Annotated in this window: 21 protein-coding genes and 1 tRNA gene; 3 read left to right on the top strand and 19 right to left on the bottom strand. The window is 68.8% G+C overall.

Going from position 1 to position 22272, the window contains the following annotated elements; all coding sequences use genetic code 11:
* Positions 1 to 18 precede the first annotated feature (18 nt).
* The 6 genes from LC041_RS02935 to LC041_RS02910 form a co-directional block, all read right to left on the bottom strand.
* Positions 19 to 513: a hypothetical protein gene (locus LC041_RS02935; protein ID WP_226531461.1), complete on the bottom strand. Its 495-nt coding sequence runs from the start codon at positions 511 to 513 to the stop codon at positions 19 to 21.
* Positions 510 to 1142, bottom strand: a complete 633-nt coding sequence (locus LC041_RS02930) for a hypothetical protein (protein ID WP_226531460.1) — start codon at positions 1140 to 1142, stop codon at positions 510 to 512. Before LC041_RS02930 ends, LC041_RS02935 begins: the two co-directional genes overlap by 4 nt.
* Complete coding sequence (locus tag LC041_RS02925) at positions 1139 to 1765, bottom strand: signal peptidase I (protein WP_226531459.1); 627 nt, start codon at positions 1763 to 1765, stop codon at positions 1139 to 1141. The genes LC041_RS02930 and LC041_RS02925 overlap by 4 nt, the downstream gene beginning before the upstream one ends.
* Positions 1762 to 2379, bottom strand: coding sequence for a SipW-dependent-type signal peptide-containing protein (locus LC041_RS02920; protein WP_226531458.1), 618 nt, complete (start codon positions 2377 to 2379; stop codon positions 1762 to 1764). Before LC041_RS02920 ends, LC041_RS02925 begins: the two co-directional genes overlap by 4 nt.
* An 8-nt stretch (positions 2380 to 2387) precedes the next feature.
* Positions 2388 to 3014 carry a SipW-dependent-type signal peptide-containing protein gene (locus tag LC041_RS02915; RefSeq protein WP_226531457.1) on the bottom strand — a complete coding sequence of 209 codons (627 nt, stop codon included), beginning with the start codon at positions 3012 to 3014 and terminating at the stop codon, positions 2388 to 2390.
* Between the two features lie 204 nt (positions 3015 to 3218).
* The gene (locus tag LC041_RS02910) at positions 3219 to 4118 is read right to left on the bottom strand and encodes a LysR family transcriptional regulator ArgP (RefSeq protein ID WP_226531456.1); all 900 of its coding nucleotides are present in this window, start codon (positions 4116 to 4118) and stop codon (positions 3219 to 3221) included.
* 70 nt (positions 4119 to 4188) lie between these two features.
* Between LC041_RS02910 and LC041_RS02905 the strand changes: the two genes are divergently transcribed.
* Entirely contained in the window at positions 4189 to 4851 is a 663-nt protein-coding gene (locus LC041_RS02905) for a LysE/ArgO family amino acid transporter (RefSeq protein WP_226531455.1), read from the top strand.
* Between the two features lie 6 nt (positions 4852 to 4857).
* Here the strand turns inward: LC041_RS02905 and LC041_RS02900 are convergent, their stop codons facing one another.
* The 6 genes from LC041_RS02900 to LC041_RS02875 all read right to left on the bottom strand — a co-directional run bounded on the left by LC041_RS02900 (position 4858) and on the right by LC041_RS02875 (position 8268).
* Positions 4858 to 5214, bottom strand: coding sequence for an iron chaperone (locus LC041_RS02900; RefSeq protein ID WP_226531454.1), 357 nt, complete (start codon positions 5212 to 5214; stop codon positions 4858 to 4860).
* Positions 5215 to 5329: 115 nt separating this feature from the next.
* Positions 5330 to 6019, bottom strand: a complete 690-nt coding sequence (rplA, locus tag LC041_RS02895; RefSeq protein WP_226531453.1) for a 50S ribosomal protein L1 — start codon at positions 6017 to 6019, stop codon at positions 5330 to 5332.
* A gap of 11 nt (positions 6020 to 6030) precedes the next feature.
* Positions 6031 to 6462, bottom strand: a complete 432-nt coding sequence (gene rplK, locus LC041_RS02890) for a 50S ribosomal protein L11 (protein WP_226531452.1) — start codon at positions 6460 to 6462, stop codon at positions 6031 to 6033.
* Between the two features lie 343 nt (positions 6463 to 6805).
* Complete coding sequence (gene nusG / locus LC041_RS02885) at positions 6806 to 7840, bottom strand: transcription termination/antitermination protein NusG (RefSeq protein WP_226531451.1); 1035 nt, start codon at positions 7838 to 7840, stop codon at positions 6806 to 6808.
* A gap of 42 nt (positions 7841 to 7882) precedes the next feature.
* Positions 7883 to 8155: a preprotein translocase subunit SecE gene (secE, locus tag LC041_RS02880; RefSeq protein WP_017201518.1), complete on the bottom strand. Its 273-nt coding sequence runs from the start codon at positions 8153 to 8155 to the stop codon at positions 7883 to 7885.
* Positions 8156 to 8195: 40 nt separating this feature from the next.
* Positions 8196 to 8268: transfer RNA gene (locus LC041_RS02875), tRNA-Trp, on the bottom strand.
* Positions 8269 to 8441: 173 nt separating this feature from the next.
* Between LC041_RS02875 and LC041_RS02870 the strand changes: the two genes are divergently transcribed.
* Both LC041_RS02870 and LC041_RS02865 read left to right on the top strand, forming a co-directional pair.
* Positions 8442 to 10286 (top strand): HSP90 family protein, encoded by a 1845-nt coding sequence (locus LC041_RS02870; RefSeq protein ID WP_226531450.1) that lies wholly within the window; start codon positions 8442 to 8444, stop codon positions 10284 to 10286.
* Between the two features lie 21 nt (positions 10287 to 10307).
* Positions 10308 to 13106: a hypothetical protein gene (locus LC041_RS02865; RefSeq protein WP_226531449.1), complete on the top strand. Its 2799-nt coding sequence runs from the start codon at positions 10308 to 10310 to the stop codon at positions 13104 to 13106.
* 26 nt (positions 13107 to 13132) lie between these two features.
* Here the strand turns inward: LC041_RS02865 and poxB are convergent, their stop codons facing one another.
* The 7 genes from poxB to LC041_RS02830 all read right to left on the bottom strand — a co-directional run bounded on the left by poxB (position 13133) and on the right by LC041_RS02830 (position 22259).
* Positions 13133 to 14857, bottom strand: a complete 1725-nt coding sequence (gene poxB / locus LC041_RS02860) for a ubiquinone-dependent pyruvate dehydrogenase (RefSeq protein ID WP_226531448.1) — start codon at positions 14855 to 14857, stop codon at positions 13133 to 13135.
* 126 nt (positions 14858 to 14983) lie between these two features.
* Positions 14984 to 15421, bottom strand: a complete 438-nt coding sequence (locus LC041_RS02855; RefSeq protein WP_226531447.1) for a pyridoxamine 5'-phosphate oxidase family protein — start codon at positions 15419 to 15421, stop codon at positions 14984 to 14986.
* A gap of 112 nt (positions 15422 to 15533) precedes the next feature.
* Entirely contained in the window at positions 15534 to 16898 is a 1365-nt protein-coding gene (locus tag LC041_RS02850; protein WP_226531446.1) for an NAD-dependent succinate-semialdehyde dehydrogenase, read from the bottom strand.
* 58 nt (positions 16899 to 16956) lie between these two features.
* On the bottom strand, positions 16957 to 18423 hold the full coding sequence (locus LC041_RS02845; protein WP_226531445.1) for an NAD-dependent succinate-semialdehyde dehydrogenase: 1467 nt from the start codon (positions 18421 to 18423) through the stop codon (positions 16957 to 16959).
* A 22-nt stretch (positions 18424 to 18445) separates the two neighbouring features.
* Positions 18446 to 19993 (bottom strand): APC family permease, encoded by a 1548-nt coding sequence (locus tag LC041_RS02840; protein WP_226531444.1) that lies wholly within the window; start codon positions 19991 to 19993, stop codon positions 18446 to 18448.
* Positions 19993 to 20877, bottom strand: a complete 885-nt coding sequence (locus LC041_RS02835) for a universal stress protein (protein WP_226531443.1) — start codon at positions 20875 to 20877, stop codon at positions 19993 to 19995. The genes LC041_RS02840 and LC041_RS02835 overlap by 1 nt, the downstream gene beginning before the upstream one ends.
* Entirely contained in the window at positions 20874 to 22259 is a 1386-nt protein-coding gene (locus tag LC041_RS02830; protein WP_226531442.1) for a flavin monoamine oxidase family protein, read from the bottom strand. The genes LC041_RS02835 and LC041_RS02830 overlap by 4 nt, the downstream gene beginning before the upstream one ends.
* Between the last annotated feature and the right edge of the window lie 13 nt (positions 22260 to 22272).

Below are 22272 nucleotides of genomic sequence, written 5' to 3'. Positions count from 1 at the left end.
CCGGAGCGCGGTGTCGGCTCAGGTACAGGTGTTGTTGCCGCCGAGTCCGAGCAGTCCGCCCACTGACAGCGAACGCGTCGCCGCCGGTGAGACCCAGGACGTCCCGGGGTAGCTGGTCTGGACCTTCACCGTGTTGGTCGAGCCCAGAAGGCTTCCCAGGAGCGTGTTCAGCAGTCCGGAACTGATCGTGGAGGAATACGTGTAGGGCCCCGTCCCGGACTGCGTGACGTTCGCGTTGTCCACGACCACGTCGTTGATGGAGAAGCGCTGCTGGAGCTTCACGGCAGGCGACGTCCACGTGATCGTGAACCCGGTGAAGGTGCCGAGGAAGCTCGTCACCGTGCACGATGTGACCACCGGAGTCGGAAGGGTCGCCGCGGTGAAGGCTCCCGCGGCGTACTCGCTGTCGGTGAACCTCGCCTCGGTCGGCTCCATCGGCGGAGACAAGGCGATTCCGACGAGGACCGCGACGCCGACCGTGCCCGCGAGCATCCGCCGCCGCCCGCCCCTCATGGGCGCGCTCCGAGTTCTGTCCCCGCTCCGCGACGGCGAACGACGGCCAGCGCCCCGCCGCACACCGCGAGGAGTGCACCGCCGAGGAGCGCCCAGCGGGAGCCCGGCGCGGGGCCGGTGCTCGCGAGGCCTCCCCCGGGGCCCACGTCCGCCGTCTCCCCTGCACCTGTCGCGATCACGCGGATATCGGTGCTCCCCGAACCGTCGGTCGGGTCGAGGGCGATGGAGAGGCGCAGATGGGCCGTCTCGGTGTCGGCGATCTCCGCGAGCGGCACCAGTGCGCCGTCCCGCGGAATCGGCCAATCCGTGTGCAGCACCGTCTCCACCCCAGGGCATCCGGCATCGATCCAGGCCCGCGAGCATGTGGAGACATCGACGAGCAACCGTGCTGTGCCTGTCGCACTCACACCGATCCGTACCACACCGGGGTCGGGAGCCTCCGCGCTGACGGCGACGTCCCATCGCACGGGCGCTCCCGGGAGCAGGCCGGCAGCAGCCTCCCAGTCCGCTACCGAGACGAGGCGGAGCACTTCTCCCTGGATGACCTGCGTGGTCGGCGCCGCCCAGGCGGCACTCGGCGTCACGACCGCGGCGGCCGCGATCGCCGTGATCACGACGGCACGCCTCATCCGCCCCTCCGGCCCGCACCGACACGACCAGTCCGATCCGCAGGACGATGCGTTCGTGGCCAGAACGCCCAGACGACCAGAGCCGTCGCCGCCAGGGTCAGCGTACCGAGCACGACGGGGTTTCCCATGCCGACGATCAGCGTCGCGATCCCTGGGATCGAGAACAGGACGATCCGCACGCTGGAGACCGTGTAGGGGAAAGGATCCTCCGAGGCGTTCGCATCTCCGCGCATCGTGATGATCCGCTCCTCGGGCATGACCCCGGGCTCGATGGCCGTGACGCGGTGCGTCACCGGGAGCTCTCCTGCGCGGTCCACGGTCACGACGTCACCGACCGCGATCCCGCTCGCCGGGATCCGCTGCACCACCGCCACGGACCCGGCCGGGATGGTGGGCGACATCGACCCTGTCCGGAACATGATCAGCGTGATCTGCGCTGTGAACGCGAGTACCACGAGGACGATGCAGACCACCCCCGCCAGAGCGGCGAGCCAGAGGAGCGCATCGCCGATCGCTCGGCCGGTCCGGCCACGGGCGCGGACCGAGGCGGGGGCCATCGTGCCGTCATCCGCGCGCAGCCCCTCAGCCTGCGCGCGCGCACCGCGTCGGGTGGTCTGTGTCACGATGACGTCCCCTGGATCTGCCAGGTCTGGGACATCGTGAGCCCCTGCGCGGCGTTGAGCGCGGTCGTCGGCAGTGTGACCGCGATGCAGTAGTTCACCTGCGCCGCGCCGTTCGCGCTCACGGCCTGAGTGGAGGCGCCTCCGGCCGTGAGCGCTGACCCGTCGGCCACCACGGACGCCCCCGCGGCGTAGGTCGTCGCGTTGCACGCGGTCCCGGCGATCGTTCGCACACCGTAGGTCAGATGCGCAGCGAGCCCGGTGCCACCCGGGGTTCCGGCCGTGAACTGCAGCGTCCCCGCCACCGAGGGGTTCGCGGTCTTCACGCTCAACAGCGCGTAGGTCGTCGTGCCCGGCGCCATCGCCGTGGGCGGCAACTGGAAGCTCAGAGTGGATGCCGTGCCGGTGGTCGCATGACTGGCGAAAGTCACCCCGTCGGCGGCTCCGACGATATCGAAGCGCCCGGCGGTGAACGTCGCGGCACCGTACTCCGAGTCGTTCCACGCGGCGAGGGTCACGGCCGCGCCGACCCCGAGCACCAGCCCGCCCGCGAGGACGGCCCGGATACGACGGGAGCGCAGTCGCCGCTTCTCCCGCATGTCTCTGCGGGTGACCATCAGAGGACTCAGTTCGTCGACGTCGCCGTGAACTTCCACGTGGCGTTGGTCACCAGCGAGGGTTCGAGATCGGCATCCGCGGTCACCTTGATGCACAGCTGCACATCGTCACCGGGATCGAGCGCGGTCGCCCCCGGGGCGAGGGCCACCGGGGTCACGCCGGTCTGCGCGTCGAGGGTCGCACCGGACGCGATCGGCGTGCCGACGGCGGTCGCGGCATCGCAGGTGGCTCCCGGGGCGAGCTGATAAATCTGATACGACAGGTGGTCCGAGTTCGAGGTGCCGGCAGCGTCCGCCGTCGTGCCGTCGGCTTCGAGGTCGGCCGCACTGGTCGTCCCAACCGCCAATCGCACCCAGAAGCCGGCATAGACCGAGTCGGTGGGCGACATGTTGTCGACGACGCCCGCCGGCAGGCTGAAGGCCAGCGTCGCCGCCGCATCGCCGTCCTCGGTGTTGTGGTCGCTGAAGGTCGTTCCGTCCGTCGATCCCTCCAGGTTGAAGGCACCGGCGGTGAAGGTGCCGTTGGCGAACTCGGAGTCGTTCCACGCGGCGAGCGTGACGGCGACGCCCACTCCGAGGACGAGTCCGCCCGCCAGGACCGCGAGAACTTTGCGCTGTGTCTCTCTGTGAACCATCGGTCGTCCCCCTCAGGAATCAGGCGATCGCGTGGATGCCCGACAACGGCCGCCCCTCAGAAGCCCCGCATCCGCGCTGTGCCCTCATCCTCATCCACGCCTCGGAGCAGGACAAGGCGATTTCGCGCACGCTCTGCGCTCATCGCGCGCAACCCCTCAGGGCCATCTCACACGGGTTCCTGGTCGGCATCCCGACGGCGACGATCAGCCCGGCTGACTGTTCCGTGAACCGCCGAGCACCCGGCGCGCCTCGGCAGCGACCTCACCGGCGATGGTGTCGAGCAGTTCGGAGCGCAGGTTCCACTGTTGCCAGTAGAGTTCGACGCGCAGGGTAGGACCGCCCAGCGGGATCAGCCCCGGCAGCTCCTGGATCAGCGGCACCATCCCCCACCCGAGGCCCAGACCGACCGCGAGCGCGTAGTCGTGCGACGCCGGAACGTAGTGCCGGGGCACCCCTTCCTGACCGACGGACATCGCGCGGAGCCATTCGTGCTGCAGCGTGTCTCGACGGTCGAAGTCCACGAACGGGGCCGACGCCAACGCTTCCGCCGTGACCCCTGCGGGGAACCAGCGCGCCGCGAACCCCGGCTCCGCCATAGCTCGGTACTCGAGCACTCCGAGGGACGACACCGAGCACCCGGCGACAGGAGCCTCCTCGCTGGTGACAGCCGCCATCACGGTGCCCGACTCCAGCAGTCTCGCCGTGAAGTTCTGATCGTCGCGGTGCAGATCGAAGTCGATGTCGCGCGCGGCGGAGAGTCGCGCGAGGGGGGCGAGGAACCACGTCGCCAGGGAATCGGCGTTCACCGCCAGCGGGATGCTGATACGTCGTGTCGCGCCGGCCTCATCGATGCCGACACCGAGCAGAGCGTCGTGTTCGAGCAGGGCGACCTGTCGCGCCAGACGCACGACCGCTTCCCCTGCCTCCGTCAACCGCGCCGGCTTGGCCCGAACGAGCAGGATGCGGCCGAGCTGCTGTTCGAGCATCTTCAACCGCTGGCTCACCGCCGATGGCGTGATCTGCAAGCGTCTCGACGCGGCGTCCAACGTCCCCTCGTCGACGATCGCGGCGAGGGTGGCGGCCAATTCCGGATCGATCCTCACATTAGGAATCCTAATGTCACTGAAGAAATCATCGCTTTCGCTCATGTTCTTCGATTCCTAGGCTGGGTCCGTGCTCACCGTCCTCGCCGGGCTCGGACTCGGTCTCTCCCTCATCGTCGCCATCGGCGCCCAGAACGTGTTCGTCCTGCGCCAGGGGATCCGTCGCGAACACGTGCTCGCCGTCGTGATCATCTGCGCCGTCTCCGACGCCGCCCTGATCGCCGCCGGCGTGGCCGGGCTCGGTTTCGTGCTCTCGGCCGCCCCGTGGCTCGTGGTGGTGGCACGGTGGGCGGGCGCGCTGTTCCTGCTGACCTACGGCATCCTCGCCGCGCGCCGTGCCTGGCGCGGCGGTGAGGAGCTCCGGGTGGACGGACCGCAGGACACGGCCCCGAGCACCCCGCTCCCGCGCGCCACGACGTCGACGCTCGTCCGCCCACGGCTGGCACCCGTCGTCCTGACCACCCTCGCGCTCACGTGGCTCAATCCGCACGTGTACCTCGACACGGTTCTGATGCTGGGATCGATCGCGGCTACGCACGGCGAAGACCGCTGGCTCTTCGCCTGCGGGGCGATCGCCGCGAGCGTGGCATGGTTCACGGCGCTGGGGTTCGGCGCGCGCTATCTGGGACGCTGGCTGCGCACCCCTCTGTCCTGGCGCATCCTCGACGGCGTGATCGCCGTGGTGATGATAGCGATCGCGGTGAGTCTCGTGCTGCCGGTACTCCGAGGCTGACGGCCCTCAGGCTCCGTCGATCTGGGCGAGCCGCGCCCGGACGAGGCTCTCGAGCACGGCGGTCGGGAGCGGCTGTTCGGGCTGGAATCGGATGGTGCCCTTGTCGACACTGACCCCGGGCCTGCCCTCGAGTAGGCCGGCGACCGCGGAGACCGCATCCCGGCTGAAGGGATAGATGCCGATGTGCTTCTTGGCCCGCATCACCGAGAGGAGTGCTTTTCCTCGGTGCACGAGTGCGGGCATGCCATACCCGGTGCCCTGCTCCGCATCGGGAGCCTCCCGGCGCGCGATCGCGTAGACCCGGTCGATCGCCTCACGATCCGCGGCGTCGAGCTCAGCGAGGTAGTCATCGATGGTGCCCATCACGTCATCCTGCCAGCCGGCGACGTCGACCGCGACCGGATGCGGTCTGGTGGATACGCCCCGGACATGAGAACGCCCCCGGGGCGAACCCGGGGGCGTTCTCAGCGAGTCAGACTCAGATGGCGTTGACGTCCAGCGGGATGCCGGGGCCGAACGTGGTCGACACCGCACCCTTCTGGATGTAACGGCCCTTCGAGCTCGACGGCTTGAGGCGGACGATCTCCTCGAGCGCTGCGCCGATGTTCTCGCCCAGCTGCTCCGCGGTGAAGGAGGCCTTGCCGACGACGAAGTGCACGTTGGCGTGCTTGTCGACGCGGAACTCGATCTTTCCGCCCTTGATCTCCTCGACGGCCTTGGCCGGGTTCGGGGTCACGGTGCCGGTCTTCGGGTTCGGCATCAGACCACGCGGTCCGAGCACCTTTCCGAGACGACCGACCTGGCCCATGAGCTCCGGGGTGGAGACGGCGGCGTCGAAGGCGGTCCAGCCGTCGGCGACCTTCTGGATGAGCTCGGCGCCGCCGACCTCATCCGCACCTGCAGCGATCGCCGCCTCGGCTGCGGGGCCGGTGGCGAAGACGATGACGCGGGCGGTCTTACCGGTGCCGTGGGGCAGGATGACGGTGCCGCGCACCATCTGGTCCGCCTTGCGGGGGTCGACAGCAAGCTTCAGCGCGACCTCGACGGTCGAGTCGAACTTCGACGAGCCGGTCTCCTTCGCGAGGGCGACGGCCTCGGTCGGGGTGTAGAAACGGTCTGCCTCGATCTTCTCGGCGGCAGCCTTGTAAGCCTTGGACTTGGTAGCCATGATTATTCTCCTCAGCCCTCGACCGTGATGCCCATGGAACGGGCGGTGCCGGCGATGATCTTCGAGGCTGCCTCGACATCGTTCGCGTTCAGGTCGGCCTGCTTCTGCTCGGCGATCTGACGGACCTGGTCCTTGGTGATCTTCGCGACCTTGACGGTGTGCGGGGTCGAAGAGCCCTTGGCGACGCCTGCGGCCTTCTTGATGAGCTCCGCGGCGGGCGGGGTCTTCAGGATGAACGTGAAGCTGCGGTCCTCGTAGACGGTGATCTCGACGGGGATGACGTTGCCGCGCTGCGACTCGGTCGCGGCGTTGTACGCCTTGCAGAACTCCATGATGTTGACGCCATGCTGACCGAGCGCGGGGCCGATCGGCGGCGCCGGGTTGGCTGCACCGGCGTTGATCTGAAGCTTGATCAGGCCGGTCACCTTCTTCTTCGGTGCCATTCTCTTTCCTTTCATCGAATCAGATGCCGGAGCATCCGCTTCTCCCACGGATCCGGCATTTCCGGACCGTGGTCGTCTCTGCGCACGCCGAAGCGGCACACAAACCACACAATCTTACCTCATCGCACCTACCTCATCGCCCCCGCGCCCCGCCGCCTCCGTCCACCGCCGTTTGCGGGATCAGAAACGCACCTCGCGGAGGGTTTCCCGGCGCGTTTTCGATCCCGCATCGGAGCTGCGGCGCGGGGCGGGGGCGGGGGCGGGGGCGGGGTCGGGGCGGGGCGGGGGGATGCGAGAACGGCCGCCCCCTCAAGTGGGGACGGCCGTTCTCGTGAGGGATGCGTCAGATCATCTTGGTGACCTGGTCGAACGACAGCTCGACCGGGGTCTCGCGCTCGAACAGGGAGACGAGGACCGTGAGCTTGCCGCTCTCGGGCTTGATCTCGCTGATCGAACCGGGAAGCCCCGCGAACGAGCCCTCCTTGATCGTGATGGTCTCGCCGACCTCGAAGTCGACCTCGGCCGGAAGCGGACGAGCGACGGCGACGCCACCCTTCGACGCGATGTTCTTGGCCGTGGGGACGTCCTTGACCTCGACGAGCGACTTCAGCATGTTGAAGGCCTCTTCGAAACGCAACGGCGTCGGGTTGTGAGCGTTGCCCACGAAGCCGGTGACACCCGGGGTGTGACGCACGACCGACCACGTGTCTTCCGTGAGCTCCATGCGCACCAGCACGTAGCCGGGGATGCGCACGCGGGTGACCATCTTGCGCTGGCCGTTCTTGATCTCGACCACGTCTTCCATCGGGACCTCGACCTGGTAGATCTCGTCCTCGACCTCGAGCGTCGACTTGCGCTGCTCGATGTTGGCCTTCACCTTGCGCTCGAAGCCGGCGTAGGAGTGGATGACGTACCACTTGCCGGGGAGCATGCGCAGGTCCATGCGGAAGGCCTCGTACGGGTCTTCTTCCGCGCCCTCGCCCGCCGAGGAGTCCTCGTTGCCCTGGACGTCGTCCGCACCGAGGTCGGGACCGTCGTAGGGCGTGACCTCCTCGGCCGCAGCAGCATCGTGGTCGGCGGCCTCTTCGGCCACAGATTCGTTGAGGACCTCAGCGGCAGCCTCAGACTCTGCCGCTTCGTCCAGGTTGAGAGCGTCGTTCACGATCGCGTCCGCCTCCGGGTCGTCGATGTCGATGTCGATGTCTTCCGTGCCGTCTTCTTCGCCGTCTCCGCCTTCGACGTGGACCGCGACGTGCTCGGCCGAGGTGACCGAGAGCTCCTCCGCGGCGAGGACGTTGCCCTCCTGGGCCTCGTCCTCCTCGCTGGACTGCTCTGCGGCGGTCGCCCAGTCGGCGTCGTCGGAATATCGTTCAGACACGTTGCTTCTTCTCCATAGCTGCGGCGTGAGCCGCGGGGGTCATCAGCCAGGGATTCCGAACACCCAGTGCGTCACGAATGCGAACAGCGTGTCCAAGCCGTAGACGATGCCCATGACGATGATCACGAAGACGAGCACGACACCGGTGAACTTGAACAGCTCCTTGCGAGTCGGGGTGACGACCTTGCGGAGCTCGGCGATGACCTGGCGGATGAACAGGGCGATGCTCCCGAAGAACCGGGAGAAGGGGTTGCCCTTCTTCTCGCGGGTGGCGCCGGCCGCGACGACCTCGCCGCGCGGTTCGTCCTGATCCATCCTGAATGTACCTTTCGTGTGTCAGCGTTGCGCTGACGCGCAGGGCGGACAGGAATCGAACCTGCAACCTGCGGTTTTGGAGACCGCTGCTCTGCCAATTGAGCTACCGCCCTAGAGACCGGGAGGTCTCGGGGTGTTCTCCCCATTCTGCCGCTGTGATCGGTGTCAGGAGACCCGGGCACGGCGAAAGAATGCAGACAACAACTGCCCCACAAGCATACGGCATCCATCCGGTCGCGCCGAACCGGGATCGCGATGGCGTGTTCTTGTTAGGCTCGGCGAGCGTATGCAGGAGGAGGGAGCGCCGGTGAGCGCTGAAGTGCAGCAGTTCCAGGTGGATCTGCGCGGAGTCGTCGATCTGCTCAGCCGGCACATCTACTCCAGCCCCCGGGTGTACCTGCGGGAGCTCCTGCAGAACGCCCGCGACGCGATCACGGCCCGTCACGAGGTCGACGGCGGGGGCGGGCGCATCCGAATCACTCCCCTGACCGCCGAGAGCGGCGAGTTCGTGCTGCGCGACGACGGCGTCGGGCTCACGGCGACCGAGGTCGCTGATCTGCTCGCGACCGTCGGCCGAAGCTCTAAGCGCGACATCTTCGACCTGCCCCGCAGCGACTACCTCGGACAATTCGGCATCGGGCTGCTGAGCTGCTTCATGGTCGCCGACACGATCGTGATCCGTTCCCGCAGCGCACGCGGCGGTGCCGGCGTGGAGTGGACGGGAAGCGCGGACGGCACGTTCCAGGTCGCCGAGATCGACGAGGAGCTGCCGATCGGCACCAGCGTGCATCTCGTGCCGCGTTTCGACGCCGACGAGCTGCTGCGTCCCGCGGCCGTGCGCGAGCTGGCCACGACGTTCGGGGAGTTCCTGCCCGTGCGGGTCACGATCGACACGGGCGCCGGCGACATCGACATCACCCGCGACGCCCCGTTCCTCGACGCCGCGCAGGACCCGGACGCGGCCGTGGCGTACGGACGGGACCTGCTCGGGACGGGTCCGCTCGACGTCATCGAGCTGAGCGAGCCCGCAACAGGAACCCGGGGCCTCGCCTACGTGCTGCCGTTCGCCCCGCCTCCCGGCGCGCGGCAGGCGACCCGCATGTACCTCGGCCGGATGCTGCTCTCCGAACGCGTCGACGACGTGCTCCCCGACTGGGCCTTCTTCGTGCGGGCCGTGGTCGACTCCACCGGACTCGCCCCGACCGCGAGCAGGGAGTCGCTCGTCGAGGACGCAGCCCTCGAGCGCGTGCGCGAGCAGCTCGGCGCGGGGATCCGCCGCTGGGTGCTGGAGCTGGGCCTGCGCGAACCCCACCGTCTCGCCCAGTTCGTCGCCGTTCACGAGGTCGGGCTGAAGTCGCTGGTGCGCCACGACGAGGAGCTCGCCCACTTCATCTCGCGCTGGCTGACCGTCGAGACCACGCACGGCGCCGTACGCATCGGCGACCTCGTCGAGCGATATCCGCACATCAGGTACGCGCAGACGGTGGACGAGTTCCGGCAGGTGGCTGGCATCTCCCCCGCCGACGAAGTGCTCGTCAACGGCGGCTATCTCTACGATTCCGACCTCATCCGGATGCTGCCGGACCTCTACCCCCACGTCACCGTCGAACAGGTGGACGTCATGGGCGAACTCGACCGACTCGACCCGCCGCCTCTCGACGACCGCGATGCCGCCGTCGGCCTGGAGGCCCGTGCCGGTGCGGTGCTGGCGGCATCCGACTGCTCCGTGGTCGTGCGGTCGATCGATCGGCCCGACCTCGCCACCCTCTACGTGGCCGACCCCGAGGTGCTCAGGGCGATTGACCGCGGCCGCACCAAGGGCGTCACCGGATCGCTCTGGGGCGGCGTGCTCGACCGCATCGACCAGACCCTGTCCTCCGCCGGGGAAGAGGATCTGCGCGCCAGGCTGTGCCTGAACTGGTCGAACAGGGTCGTGCGCGCCCTGGTCCGGGTGCAGGACGACGCGGTCTTCGCCCGTACCGTGCAGCTGCTCTACATCCAGGCTCTCCTGGCCGGGCACCACCCGCTCGCCGACGCCGACCGGGCATTGATGACCAGCGCCCTCTCCGACCTCGTCTCGCTCTCGGCCGGTCTGGAGGGAGACACCCTTCCCTTCGGCGACGCCCGCTGATCCTCCCGAAAGGCTCCGTCCATGACACATCCGAAGAAGCGCTTCCCGCAGCTGATCGAAGAGATCGATCGCACTCCCTGGGGTCCCGCAGAGCAGGCGCTGGTCTCCGAGGCGGTGGCCCTCGCGGTGGAGATCGGCGATGAGCGGCTCGAGTACGAGGCCAGGATGCGCCAGACGGCCTCGGCGAACATGAACGGTGCGACCGATGTCATGCTCAACTCGTTCGCGTGGTGTCTCGCGCATCACGATGCGGACCCGCAGCGCTTCCCCGCCGACCTCGACAACGGCGGCGCCGACCTGATGTGGCAGTTCAAGTGGATGGCCTCGTCGTTGCGGTCCTCTCCGGCCTTCTCCCAGGAGCAGATCGCCGCCGTTCTCGACGACATGGAGGCGCACTACCGTGCCGCAGGTCTCGGCGTCAGCGGGGTGCTCACGGCTCGTTTCGAAGACGCCTGGGACGCCGGACGCATGGACGATGCGGAGGCGCTCCGCGTGCAGCTCGAGGCAACGCCGCGCGACGACCACAGCCACTGCGACGCATGCGGGCGCAGCCAGTTCGCCGGATTCTTCGCCGACACCGATCGCGACGCCGCGGCGATCGCGTTGGTCGAGGAGATGATCGAGGGCGGCTTCTCCTGCGGCGAGGAGCCGGAGCACGCCCTGTCCCGTGTTCTGCTCCCCTACCTGCGCGCCGGACGTCTCGAGGAGGCGAAGACCGCGCACCTGCGCAGCTACCGCCTCGCCAAGGACAACCCCGACAACCTGCGGATCGTCGCCAACAACATCGTGTTCGCGGCAGTCACCGGAAACGAGGCGCGTGCTCTCGCCCTGGTCGAGAAGCACATCTCCTGGCTCGCGCACGACGGGCTGAACGTCGACGCGCACTTCGCCGCCCTCGCCGCCCTCGCCGTGGCGCTCGACCGCGTCACGGCGGCCGGACACGGCGACACCCCGGTGCGCGGTGCGGAGTCCGCCGCCCTCGCGCCGTTCTTCGGAGAACACGACGGAGCGTGGAGCGCGTCCGACCTGGCTGCCGCCTCGTGGGCCGCCGCGGAGCGGATCGGCGCCGCGTTCGACGAGCGCGATGGGACCCGCGGCCACGCGCGCAGTCTGGATCGGATGCGCGCCCTCGCCTCGGAACAGTACGACGTGCCGATCCGCTCGGATGCGTTCGTCGCCCCGACGCCGTCCGACGCTCCGGCGGATGCGGACGGGTGGTTCGAGCGGGCCATGCAGCTCGCCCAGTTCGGGGCTGAGCACGAGACCCTCGACGCACTCCCCCGCGCCCTCGAGGTGGAGGACCCCGAGAAGCTCGCGCAGCTCCTGTCGATGCGTCTCGGGATTCTGATCGCCATGGACCGCGCCGAGGAGGCTCTGCAGGTACTCCCCGAGCGCGTCGCCGCGCTGCGGGCCGCCGGCCGCGAGGAGCAGGCCGCCCTGGAGGAGCGCCTCGGGCTCGCGACGTTCGGGCTGAACACGCCCGAAGCGACCGCTGCGCTGGAAGAGGCTATCGCCGACGCTGCGACTCTCCCCGCGTGGTCGCGCGGCGACCTCGCGATCAGCCGTGCGGCGCTGCACCTCCGGTCCGGCGAAGCGGACGCCGCGTTGGACCTCGCGGAGATGGCGGCCCGTTCCTTCGCCGAAGCCGAGGATGTTCGCCTGTCGAACACCACGACCCTCTTGGCGATCTCAGCAGTGCTGAGCAAGGGTGATCTGGTATCGGCGACCACGCTGCTGGACCGCTTCCTCGCCCAGGATGACCTCAGCCGCGGGCACCGGGCACAGGCGCTGCAGATCAGGGCACGGGTGCGGGGCGGCAGCGACAGCTACGCCGAGGGCGCGACCGATGCGGACGAGGTATGCCGGCTGCTCGCAGAGCTGGGGGCGACGCGCGCTCTCGGTGATGCGCACCTGCTCGCCGGCGCCCTCTGGGAAGACGCGGAGGAGCCCGAGAAGGCCCTCTCGCGCTATCGTCTCGCGTCGCGGATCGCCGGAGAGGCAGACGGCGACGCGACGGGCGTGGATTTCCGCCTCGCTCGCACCATGCTGCGGGTCGGAGACGCGGAGGAGGCCGCTGAGCTGTTCGGCGATGTGCTGCAACGGGAGGAGATCGGGGAGGTGCCCGCCGGTTCCCGGGCGATGACCGCGTCGATGCTGGCACGCGCTCTGGGCGCGGCCGGTGAGTTCGGCCAGGCCGTCGGCGCACACGGCTACGCCGCCGAGCTGTTCGGCCAGGCCGAGGAGCACGCCGATCAGGCGATGTCGATGACCGAGCAGGCCAAGATCCTCGCCCGCTTCGACGAGCAGGAGGACGCGATCGGGCTGCTGGAGGCGGCCGCCGAGATCGTGCGCCGCGCGCCCGACGCCGTCGGGGCACTGACCGAGGTGCTGCACAGTCTCGGGCAGGCCTACGGCGGGCGCGGCGACGAGCGGGCGTTCGGCCTCTTCGACGAGGTCGCCGCCCTCGCGCAGCAGCACGACGCGGGGTGGTTGCTCGCCGATGTGACCGACTCGCGTGCACGCGCCCTGGCAGAGCTCGGGCGCATCGACGAGGCCGTGTCCGCCGCGCTCACGGCTGCCGACGGCTTCGCTGCATCGGGAGACCTCGGCTCGGCCGGAGGCTCGGAGCTGTTCGCCGCGCGGGTGCTCGCCGGCAACGACCGCTCAGCCGACGCGGTGCCCCTGTATCGCAGCGCGATCGAGCACGCGTCCGAGCACCCGCCGCTCCTGCAGGTCGCCACCCTCGAGCTCGGCAACCTGCTCGAGGCGCTCGGACGGCACGGCGAGGCCACCGAGATCCGCGCACACCTGGAGAGCTGAGCGTCGGACCCCGGCGCGGCGCCCGCTCAGAAGAACTGGCGCCAGTTCGCCTTGGCGAGGTCGAGGAGCTCGTCCCCGCGCCCGGACATGACCGTGCGGATCGCATACAGCGCGAAGCCCTTGACCTGGGCGGCCTCGATCGCGGGCGGCATGGAGAGCTCCTGTCGTTCGGTGACGACGTCGAGCAGGGCAGGGCCGTCGTGCTCGAGCACGTCACGCACCGCCTCCGGGAGATCCTCGCTGCGCTCCACGCGACGGGCGAAGATACCCATCGCCTCGGCGATCGCCGCGAAGCTGGGGTTCTCCAACCCGGTCCCGTACGTGACGAAGCCCGCGGCCTTCATCTCGAGCTCGACGAAGTTCAGTGAGGAGTTGTTGACCACGATGGTCTTCACGGGCAGCGCGTTCTGGGTCACGGTCAGCAGCTCGCCGAGCATCATCGAGAGACCACCGTCGCCCGCGAGAGCCACGACCTGACGGTCGGGGTGGGCCACCTGTGCCCCGATCCCGTGCATCAGCGCATTGGCCATCGAGCCGTGCGTGAACGAACCGATCAGCCGGCGGTTCTCGGTCATCGACAGGTAGCGCGCGGCCCACACGGTCGGCGACCCCACGTCGGCCGTGAAGATCGCGTCGTCGGTCGCGTACTCGTCCAGGAGCCGAGCCAGATACTGCGGATGGATAGGACGGTCGCCCTTGGCGGGCACCGCCAGCTCATCGAGCTTCTTGCGGGTCTTGCGGTAGTGGGCGGTGGCGTCATCGAGGTGGCTCCGGTCATCCTTGTGCGCCACGCGCGGCAACAGCGCGTCGGCGGTGGCGCGCACGTCACCGACCAGCCCCAGATCGAGGGGATGCCGCTTCCCGAGCTGTGCACCGCGGAGGTCGACCTGGATCGTCTTCGCGCCGTCGGGATAGAACTGCTCGTAGGGGAAGTCGCTGCCCAGAACCAGCAGCGCGTCGGCGGCCTCCATCGCCCGGTATCCGGAGGCGAAGCCCAGAAGCCCCGTCATCCCGACGTCGAAGGGGTTGTCGTACTCGATGAACTCCTTGCCGCGGAGAGCGTGCACGATGGGGGCGCCGAGCTTGTCGGCGAGGGCGATGACCTCGTCGTGCGCGCCCTCCACACCGGCACCGGCGAGGATCGTGACGCTCTTCGCCGCGTTCAGCAGCGTCGCGGCCTTCTCGAGCTCCGCGGCGTTGGGCACCACCACGGGCCGCGTGCGCTCGATCACGACGGCGCGATCGTCCGCGATGTCGGCCAAGGCGACGTCACCCGGGATCACGAGGACCGCGACGCCGCGCTCCTCGATCGCGGCGCGCATGGCGACCTCCAGCAGACGCGGCATCTGCTTCGGGTCGGCGACGTACTCGACGTACACGCTGCACTCACGGAAGAGCTCCTGGGGATGCGTCTCCTGGAAGTACCCGGTGCCGATCTCGGTCGTCGGGATCTGCGCGGCGATCGCGAGCACCGGTACGCGCGAGCGGTTCGCATCGTACAGACCGTTGATGAGGTGCAGGTTTCCCGGACCGCAGGAGCCTGCGACGACCGCGAGCTCTCCCGTCGTGGCGGCATCCGCGGCGGCGGCGAACGCGGCGGACTCCTCGTGGCGCACGTGCACCCATCGGATCGTTCCGTCTTTGCGCAGCGCGTCCGTGAAGCCGTTCAGCGAATCCCCGGGGATGCCGTAGACACGGTCGATCCCGTTGGCGTGCAGAGTCTTGACGATGTTCTCAGCGACGTTGGCCATGGTTCGACCCTACGCCCGGGCGCGCATACGAAGGAGATCTCGCATTCTGAAGGAGCGGATGCCGGGCGAAGCCTCCTTCAGAGCGCGAGATCTCCTCCAGAACGCGGGGCCTTCTCCAAGACGCGCTCAGTACTCCTGGGGTCCGTCGCGCTCCGGCTCGGCGCTGCGGCGGAACGCCCGCCCCGACACCGAGGTCGCTGCGATCCGCACGAAGACGCGCTTGAGGGTCGGGATCCAGGGCCGGAGCCCCGCGACCTCCGCCCGCTGCACGTCGGCATCCGACTCCAGGGCGGTGGCGTACCCGCGGATGATCACACTCCAGGCATCCGTGTCGGTATGGTCGTCGACCTCGAACAGCACGTCGGTGTTGACCGTCAGCTCGAACAGCTTGCTGCCCGGCGCGGTGCGGAACAGGATGCCTTCGCCGTCGACCACGTAGTTCACGGGGAAGATGTCGATCGTGTCTCCCACGTGGGTGACGAGTCTTCCGAGTTCCTGCGTGCCCAGCAGCTCCCAGCTCCGATCGGAGGTCAGGGTCTCGATGGGGTCGGTGTGCGCGCTCATGCCGCCATTGTCTCCCACTCCACGTCTCCACCGACAGGGCATTCGTCGCGCGTTCAAGGGTGGGCGCGCGAACGGCCCCTCGCGCTCTGCGGGGGGCCGTTCGCGGCGGCGCTCAGCCGACGCGGATGAGCTTCTTGTTGACGAACTCGTCCGCAGCCAGGTGACCCAGCTCGCGAGCCGTGCCGCTGCGCTTGACACCGCCGAAGGGCAGCTCAGGGCTGTCGGCCAGCACGAGGTTGACGTAGACCATCCCCGCCTCGATCTTGTCGGCGACGCGCTCGGCCTGCTCGGCATCCGTCGTGAAGACGTAGGAGCCGAGGCCGAACGTGGTGTCGTTCGCGAGCTCGACGGCCGCGTCCTCATCCGCGACGCGGTAGACCACGGCTGCGGGGCCGAAGAGCTCCTCGCGGTACACGTTCATCTCGGGCGTGACGTCGGCCAGCACGGTCGGCGCGAAGAACGTGCCCTCACGCGTGCCTCCGGCCAGCAGCGTCGCCCCCTGCTCGACCGCCTGGTCGATCTGCTTCTGCAGGGTGGCCGCCGCGGTCTCGGAGGACACCGGGCCGAGGATCGTGTCGTCGAGCATGGGATCGGTCGCCTCGACCGCCGCCATCGCTGCGGTGAACTTCTCGACGAACGCGTCGTACAGCCCATCCACGATGATGAACCGCTTGGCACCGTTGCAGGCCTGCCCGTTGTTGTCCAGGCGCGCGTCGACGCCGGCCTGCACGGTCGCGTCGAGGTCGTCGGTGGAGAGCACGATGAACGGGTCGGAGCCTCCCAGCTCCAGCGCGACCTTCTTGAGGTTGCGGCCGGCGATCTCGGCGACCGCGGCACCGGCGCGCTCGGACCCCGTGAGCGAGACGCCCTGTACACGCGGGTCGGCGATCATCGTCGCGATCTGCTCGTTCGTCGCGAGCACGTTCTGGTAGGCGCCCGTGGGGAAGCCGGCGTCGTGATAGATCTTCTCGATCGCCGTCGAGGACTCCGGGCACTGCGGCGCAGGCTTGAGCAGGATCGTGTTGCCGACGATCAGGTTCGGCGCGGCGAAGCGGACGATCTGGTACGCCGGGAAGTTCCACGGCATGATGCCGACGAGCGGTCCGAGCGAGGACCGGCGGATGATGGCCGACCCCTCCCCCAGGATCGCGATCGGCTGGTCGGCCATGATCGACGCAGCCTGATCGGCGTAGTAGTCGGCGATGTCTGCGGCGAAGTCGACCTCGCCGAGCGCGGCCTCACGGGGCTTCCCCATCTCGCGCACGAAGATGTCGGCGAGCTCTTCGCGCCGTCCGCGGTGCAGCTCGGCAGCGCGGTGCAGGAGGGCAGCGCGTTCGGCGACCGTCGACGAACGCGACCACTCGCGGTGGGCGGCGTCGGCGGCGGCGACCGCCTCCTCGATCTGGGCGTCCGTGAAGGTGTCGAAGGACGCCAGCGTCTCTCCGGTGGCGGGGTTGATGACGGCGTAGTCGGTCATGACATGTCCTCTCATGTGGTGGTGCGGAGCCCGGCGACGCGGGCCCCGCGCATCGGAATCAGGAGACCGGGATCAGCGTGTACTTGGTGGACAGGTACTCGTGGATGCCCTCGAACCCGCCCTCGCGTCCGACGCCGGACTGCTTGACGCCGCCGAAGGGGGCAGCCGCGTTGGAGACCACGCCCACGTTGAGACCCATCATGCCGGTCTCGAGCCTGTCGATCATCCGCTGACCGCGCTGCAGGTTCTCGGTGAAGACGTACGAGACGAGCCCGTACTCCGTGTCGTTCGCGAGGTGCACGGCCTCGTCCTCGGTCTCGAAGGTCGCGATCGCGAGCACCGGTCCGAAGATCTCCTCGCGGAGGATCGCGCTCCCGGCGACGACATCGGTGAGCACAGTCGGCTCGTAGAACGTGCCCGTGCCCTCCACTGCCTTACCACCGGCGAGGAGGGTCGCGCCGCGCCCGACCGCGTCGTCGACGAGCTCGCCGGCCTTGGCGACGGCATCGGCGTCGATGAGCGGACCGATCGCGACGCCCTCCTCCGTGCCCCGGCCGATCTTCATGCTGTCGACGCGCTCGGTGACGCGCTTGGCGAACTCCCCTGCGACGTCCTTGTGCACGATGAAGCGGTTGGCGGCGGTGCAGGCCTGTCCGATGTTGCGGAACTTCGCAGCGAGCGCCCCCTCCACGGCCTTGTCGAGGTCGGCGTCGTCGAACACCACGAAGGGCGCGTTGCCACCGAGCTCCATCGACACGCGCAGCACGCCCTCCGCCGCCTGGGCGATGAGCTTGCGTCCGACCTCGGTCGAACCCGTGAACGACAGCTTGCGCAGGCGCGGGTCGGCGATGATGGGCGCCGAGAGCGCGCTCGACTTCGACGTCTGCACGACGTTGACGACGCCCGCGGGGAGCCCCGCCTTCTCCAGCAGCGAGACGAAGAAGATCGTGGTGAGCGGGGTGAGTGCCGGGGGCTTGATCACGACCGTGCAGCCGGCGGCGAGCGCGGGGGCGATCTTGCGCGTCGCCATCGCGAAGGGGAAGTTCCACGGCGTCACGAAGAACGACGGTCCGACCGGGCGCTGCGACACGACCATGTGGCCGGTGCCTTCCGGGTTGATGCCGTATCGACCGCTGATGCGCACGGCTTCCTCGCTGAACCACCGCAGGAACTCACCGCCGTACCCGACCTCTCCCCTGGCTTCGGCGAGGGGCTTGCCCATCTCGAGCGTCATGAGCAGGGCGAGATCCTCCTTGTGCTCCTGAACGAGGTCGAACGCTCGACGGAGGATCTCGCTGCGCACGCGAGGAGCAGTCGCGGCCCACTCATCCTGCGCGGCGACGGCGGCATCGAGGGCGCGGATGCCGTCTGCGGGCGTCGCGTCGGCGATGGTGCGGATCACGGCACCCGTCGCGGGGTCCTGCACGTCGAAGGTGCCGCCGGTCTCGCCGTCGATCCATTGTCCGCCGATGAAGAGACTGGTGGGGATGCTGTCGAGGAGGGCCTGTTCGGTCTGGGTGCTCATGATTCTCTTTCTGTGGGGAGGGCTAGGAGCGCGGGCGTCGGCTGGGCGGTGCGTCGATGCTCAGCGTCTGTCCGCGGAAGAACGCGGGCCGTCGGACCGCGTTCCAGATCATCACGGCGATGCCGACGACGATGATCAGCATCCCGAGGATGAAGACGATCCCGACGCCGCCGATCTGCGAACCGGAACCGTATGCGGGGTCCATGGAGTCGATCAGCGTGGTGAAGAACAGGATGGCGAGGATGATGCCACCCACCAGCGGGAACAGGAACATGAAGAAGAAGTTCCGTGTGGAGTCGAACCACTGCTTGCGGAAGTACCAGACGCACGCGAAGGCGGTGATCCCGTAGTAGAAGCAGATCATCATGCCGAGCGTGAGGATCGTGTCCCACAGCGTGTCTTCACTGACCACGCGCATGACGGCGTAGAACGCCGATGCCACGACGGCCGAGACGATCGTCGCGTAGCCGGGGGTGAAGAAGCGGGGGCTGATCCTCGCGAACGACTTGGGCAGAGCGCCGTAGTGCCCCATCGCGAGCAGTGTGCGCGCCGGACCGACGAAGGTGGACTGCAGCGATGACGCCGAGCTGGTGAGCACCGCGAGCGAGACGAGGAACGCGAGCGGTCCGAGGATCGGGCCCGAGAGGTGGAAGAACACGTTCTCCTGGATGTCCTCGTTGCCGAGCCCCAGCGCACCGGTGCCGACGCCGGCGAACATGATCATCGCGACGGCGAGCAGCAGGTACAGCGAGACGATCGTGAGCACCGTGAGGGTGGCTGCGCGCCCCGGGGTCTTCTCGGGATCCTTCGTCTCCTCGTTCATGGTGAGGGTGACGTCCCAGCCCCAGAAGATGAAGATCGAGAGCGACAGGCCAGCCGCGATCGCGCTGAACGATGAGATCGCGAAGGGGTTGAACCAGTTCAGATCGAACGGCTGGTAATCGAAGCCGTTTCCGCCGACCGCCTGGGCGATCGCCGAGATGGCGAAGAAGACGAGAACGAGGATCTGGAAGCTGACCAGCCAGTACTGCAGCTTCTGCGTCGTCTGCATGTCACGGTACGAGACCCACGTCGCACCCAGCATGAACAGCAGACACACGGCGATGTTGATCCAGGTGACGCTCGCCAGCCCGGCGATGTCCGGGTTGCCGGTGATCTGCGAGATCAGGAGGAACAGGAAGTCCACCGCGATGCCGGCGAGGTTGGACAGCACCAGGATCGTGGCGACCACCAGGCCCCAGCCCGCCATCCAGCCGACCCACGGCCCGAAGGCGCGTGCGGCCCATGTGAACGAGGTGCCCGAGTCGGGCATCCGGTTGTTCAGCTCGCGGTAGCCGAAGGCGACCAGGAGCATCGGGATGAAGCCGACGAGGATGATGGCGGGGATCTGCGATCCCACGGTGGATGCCACCGGGCCCACGGCTGCGGTGAACGTGTACGCGGGCGCGATGCACGAGATGCCGATCACGACCGCGCCGATGAGGCCGACCGTTCCGGCGCTCAGGCCCTTCGTGGAGATACCGGTCGTGACACCGGATTCGGGCTCCGTCGCCCGGTTGGTGCTGCTCATCAGCGTTCTCCTGCTTCGTTGCGGGTGCGCGGGACGACGATCATGGGGACGGGGAGCTCGTGCAGCATCTTCGCCGCCGTGGACCCCAGGAAAAGACGACGGGGCTGGGCCAGGCGGCTGGAGCCGACCAGGACGACCTCCCCGGGAAGCCAGCGGAGCTGCGCGACGGCATCCTCGACGGAATCGCCGGGCGCCTTCTCGACCGCGGCGGTGCGGCCATCGGGCAGCAACTCCGTCGCCACGGCCAGCACCTCCTGCGCATGCGTGTCGCCGACCGTGCGGATCGCACCCGTGTCGAGCCCCGGGGGCACATCGAACGGTACGAGGGACACGAGCCGGAGATCGACGCCGCTGTCGCCGGCGATGGCCACGGCCTCGTCGAGCAGGGCGTCCGCCCCCGGCCGCGAGCCGACAGCGACGGTGACGCGCGGGATGACATGGTCGTCCTGCTGCGCGGTCCCCACGGGGGCGAGCGCCACCGGGATCGTCGACGAGTGCAGGAGCTCGGAGGCCACGCTGCCGAGGCGGTGGCGTCCGAAGATGCCTCCCCCCGCGGCGCCGATCACGATGACCCTGGCGCCGAACTCCTCCCCCGCGGCGATCAGCCCTTCGGCGAACGATTCGGAGAATCGCACGTGACCGCTGCGGGTCAGCTCCTGGGGCAGACTGACCACCGCCTCGCCGAGCCACTTCTTGGCCTGCGCGCGGATGTGCTCCTCGTAGGCCCGCTCCGGCGGCACGGCCGCGTTGCGCGTGCCCTCGTTGGGCAGCACGATCACCAGGTGCAGCGTCGCACCGAGGCTGCGGGCGAGCCGGGCCCCCAGCGCCGCGGCATCCGCCCCCGCATCCGTCGCCGTGTAGCCGACGACGACCGAGCCGCTCATCCGTCGACGCTCTCTGCAGCGCCGTTCTCACGGCTGGCTTCGACGATGTTCGAGGCGACCAGGTGGCCCATCCGGATCGCGCCGTCCACGTGCTGGTAGCCCGCACCGGCGATGTCGCTGCACGCGAAGTGGATCGGGCCGACCGGGGTGCGCAGGTCCGCACCGTAGCGGTGCAGGCCGCCCATGTCGAAGCTCGCGGCATAGGCGCCGCGGGTCCATTCCTCGCTGCCCCAGTCGCTCTCGTAGTAGACGACCGGGTTCTTGGCCTCGGGACCGTAGTAGTGGGAGAGCGACTCGAGGATGCGCTCCTTGCGCTCCTCGGCCGAGAGCTCGAAGACCCCATCGGCGTTGGCGTCGGACACGAAGCCGACCAGGGTGCCGCGCTCATCGCCGTGGTTCGTGTTGTCATACGCCTCGTGCGAGAGCTCGTACGGGCTGAACGCGGTGCCGCTGAGGCCCTGCTCGCGCCAGAACGGACGGTCGTAGACCGCGTGCACCTTGATGACGAAGCCCATCGAGAGGTGCTGGTGCAGCTGATGCTGGCGGCGCGGCAGCGGCGGGTCGAACGAGATGCGGCTGTACAGCACCGGCGCGTGCGCGAGGATCGCGTGACGGGCCCGGACGGTGAGCTCATCCGTGGTCGCGACGACGCCGGCGTCCGACCACTCGAGGCTGCGAACGGGCTGGTCGAGCAGGACATCGTTGCCCAGTCGCTCGGCGAGGCGCAGCGGCACCTGCTGCAGCCCGCCGACGACCCGCTTGTCGAGGATGAAGTCGGCATCGACGAGGTTCGAGTAGGAGCCGGCGGAGGAGGCCATCAGCAGCGACTGCAGCAGCGAGAACGCGTGCGTCGGCTTGGTGAGCATCGCGGATCCCGTCGCGAAGGCAAGGTTTCGCACGGCCTCGTCGTCGTCGGTCTGCTGACGCAGCCAGGCATCCCAGGTGATGGAGTCCCAATCGGCGGCGCTCGGGTGCGCCCAGGGACGGTCCGGATCGATCTCGGCGACCAGCGCATCCAGGATGTCGGTGATCCGGGCGATCTCCGCCTCGGTCTCCGGAGCGACGGGGAACATCTCTCCGGTGAAGCGGTGCACCCGTCCATCGGGTCCGATGTAGACGCTGTCCCCGTCGCGGTAGCGGCTGTAGGTCTCGAGCCCCAGCTCCTCGATCGCGTCCTTGAGCGCATCCTGATCGGGCGAGACCCACTGGCCGCCGATCTCGAGCATGGCGCCGTCGATGACGTCGGTCCACAGTCGTCCGCCGACACGGTCACGGGCCTCCAGCACGGCGACCGACAGACCGGCCTTCCGGAGGTCGTTCGCCGCCGTGAGCCCAGCGGCCCCGGCACCGATGATCAGTACATCGCGGGTGATCTCAGACATCTGCAACTCCTTC

Origin of the sequence: Microbacterium paraoxydans (assembly GCF_020524545.1) — a bacterium.
GTDB lineage: Bacteria > Actinomycetota > Actinomycetes > Actinomycetales > Microbacteriaceae > Microbacterium > Microbacterium paraoxydans_C.
Note: the sequence above shows the minus strand (reverse complement) of the source record. Positions and strands in the feature narration are given on the sequence as shown.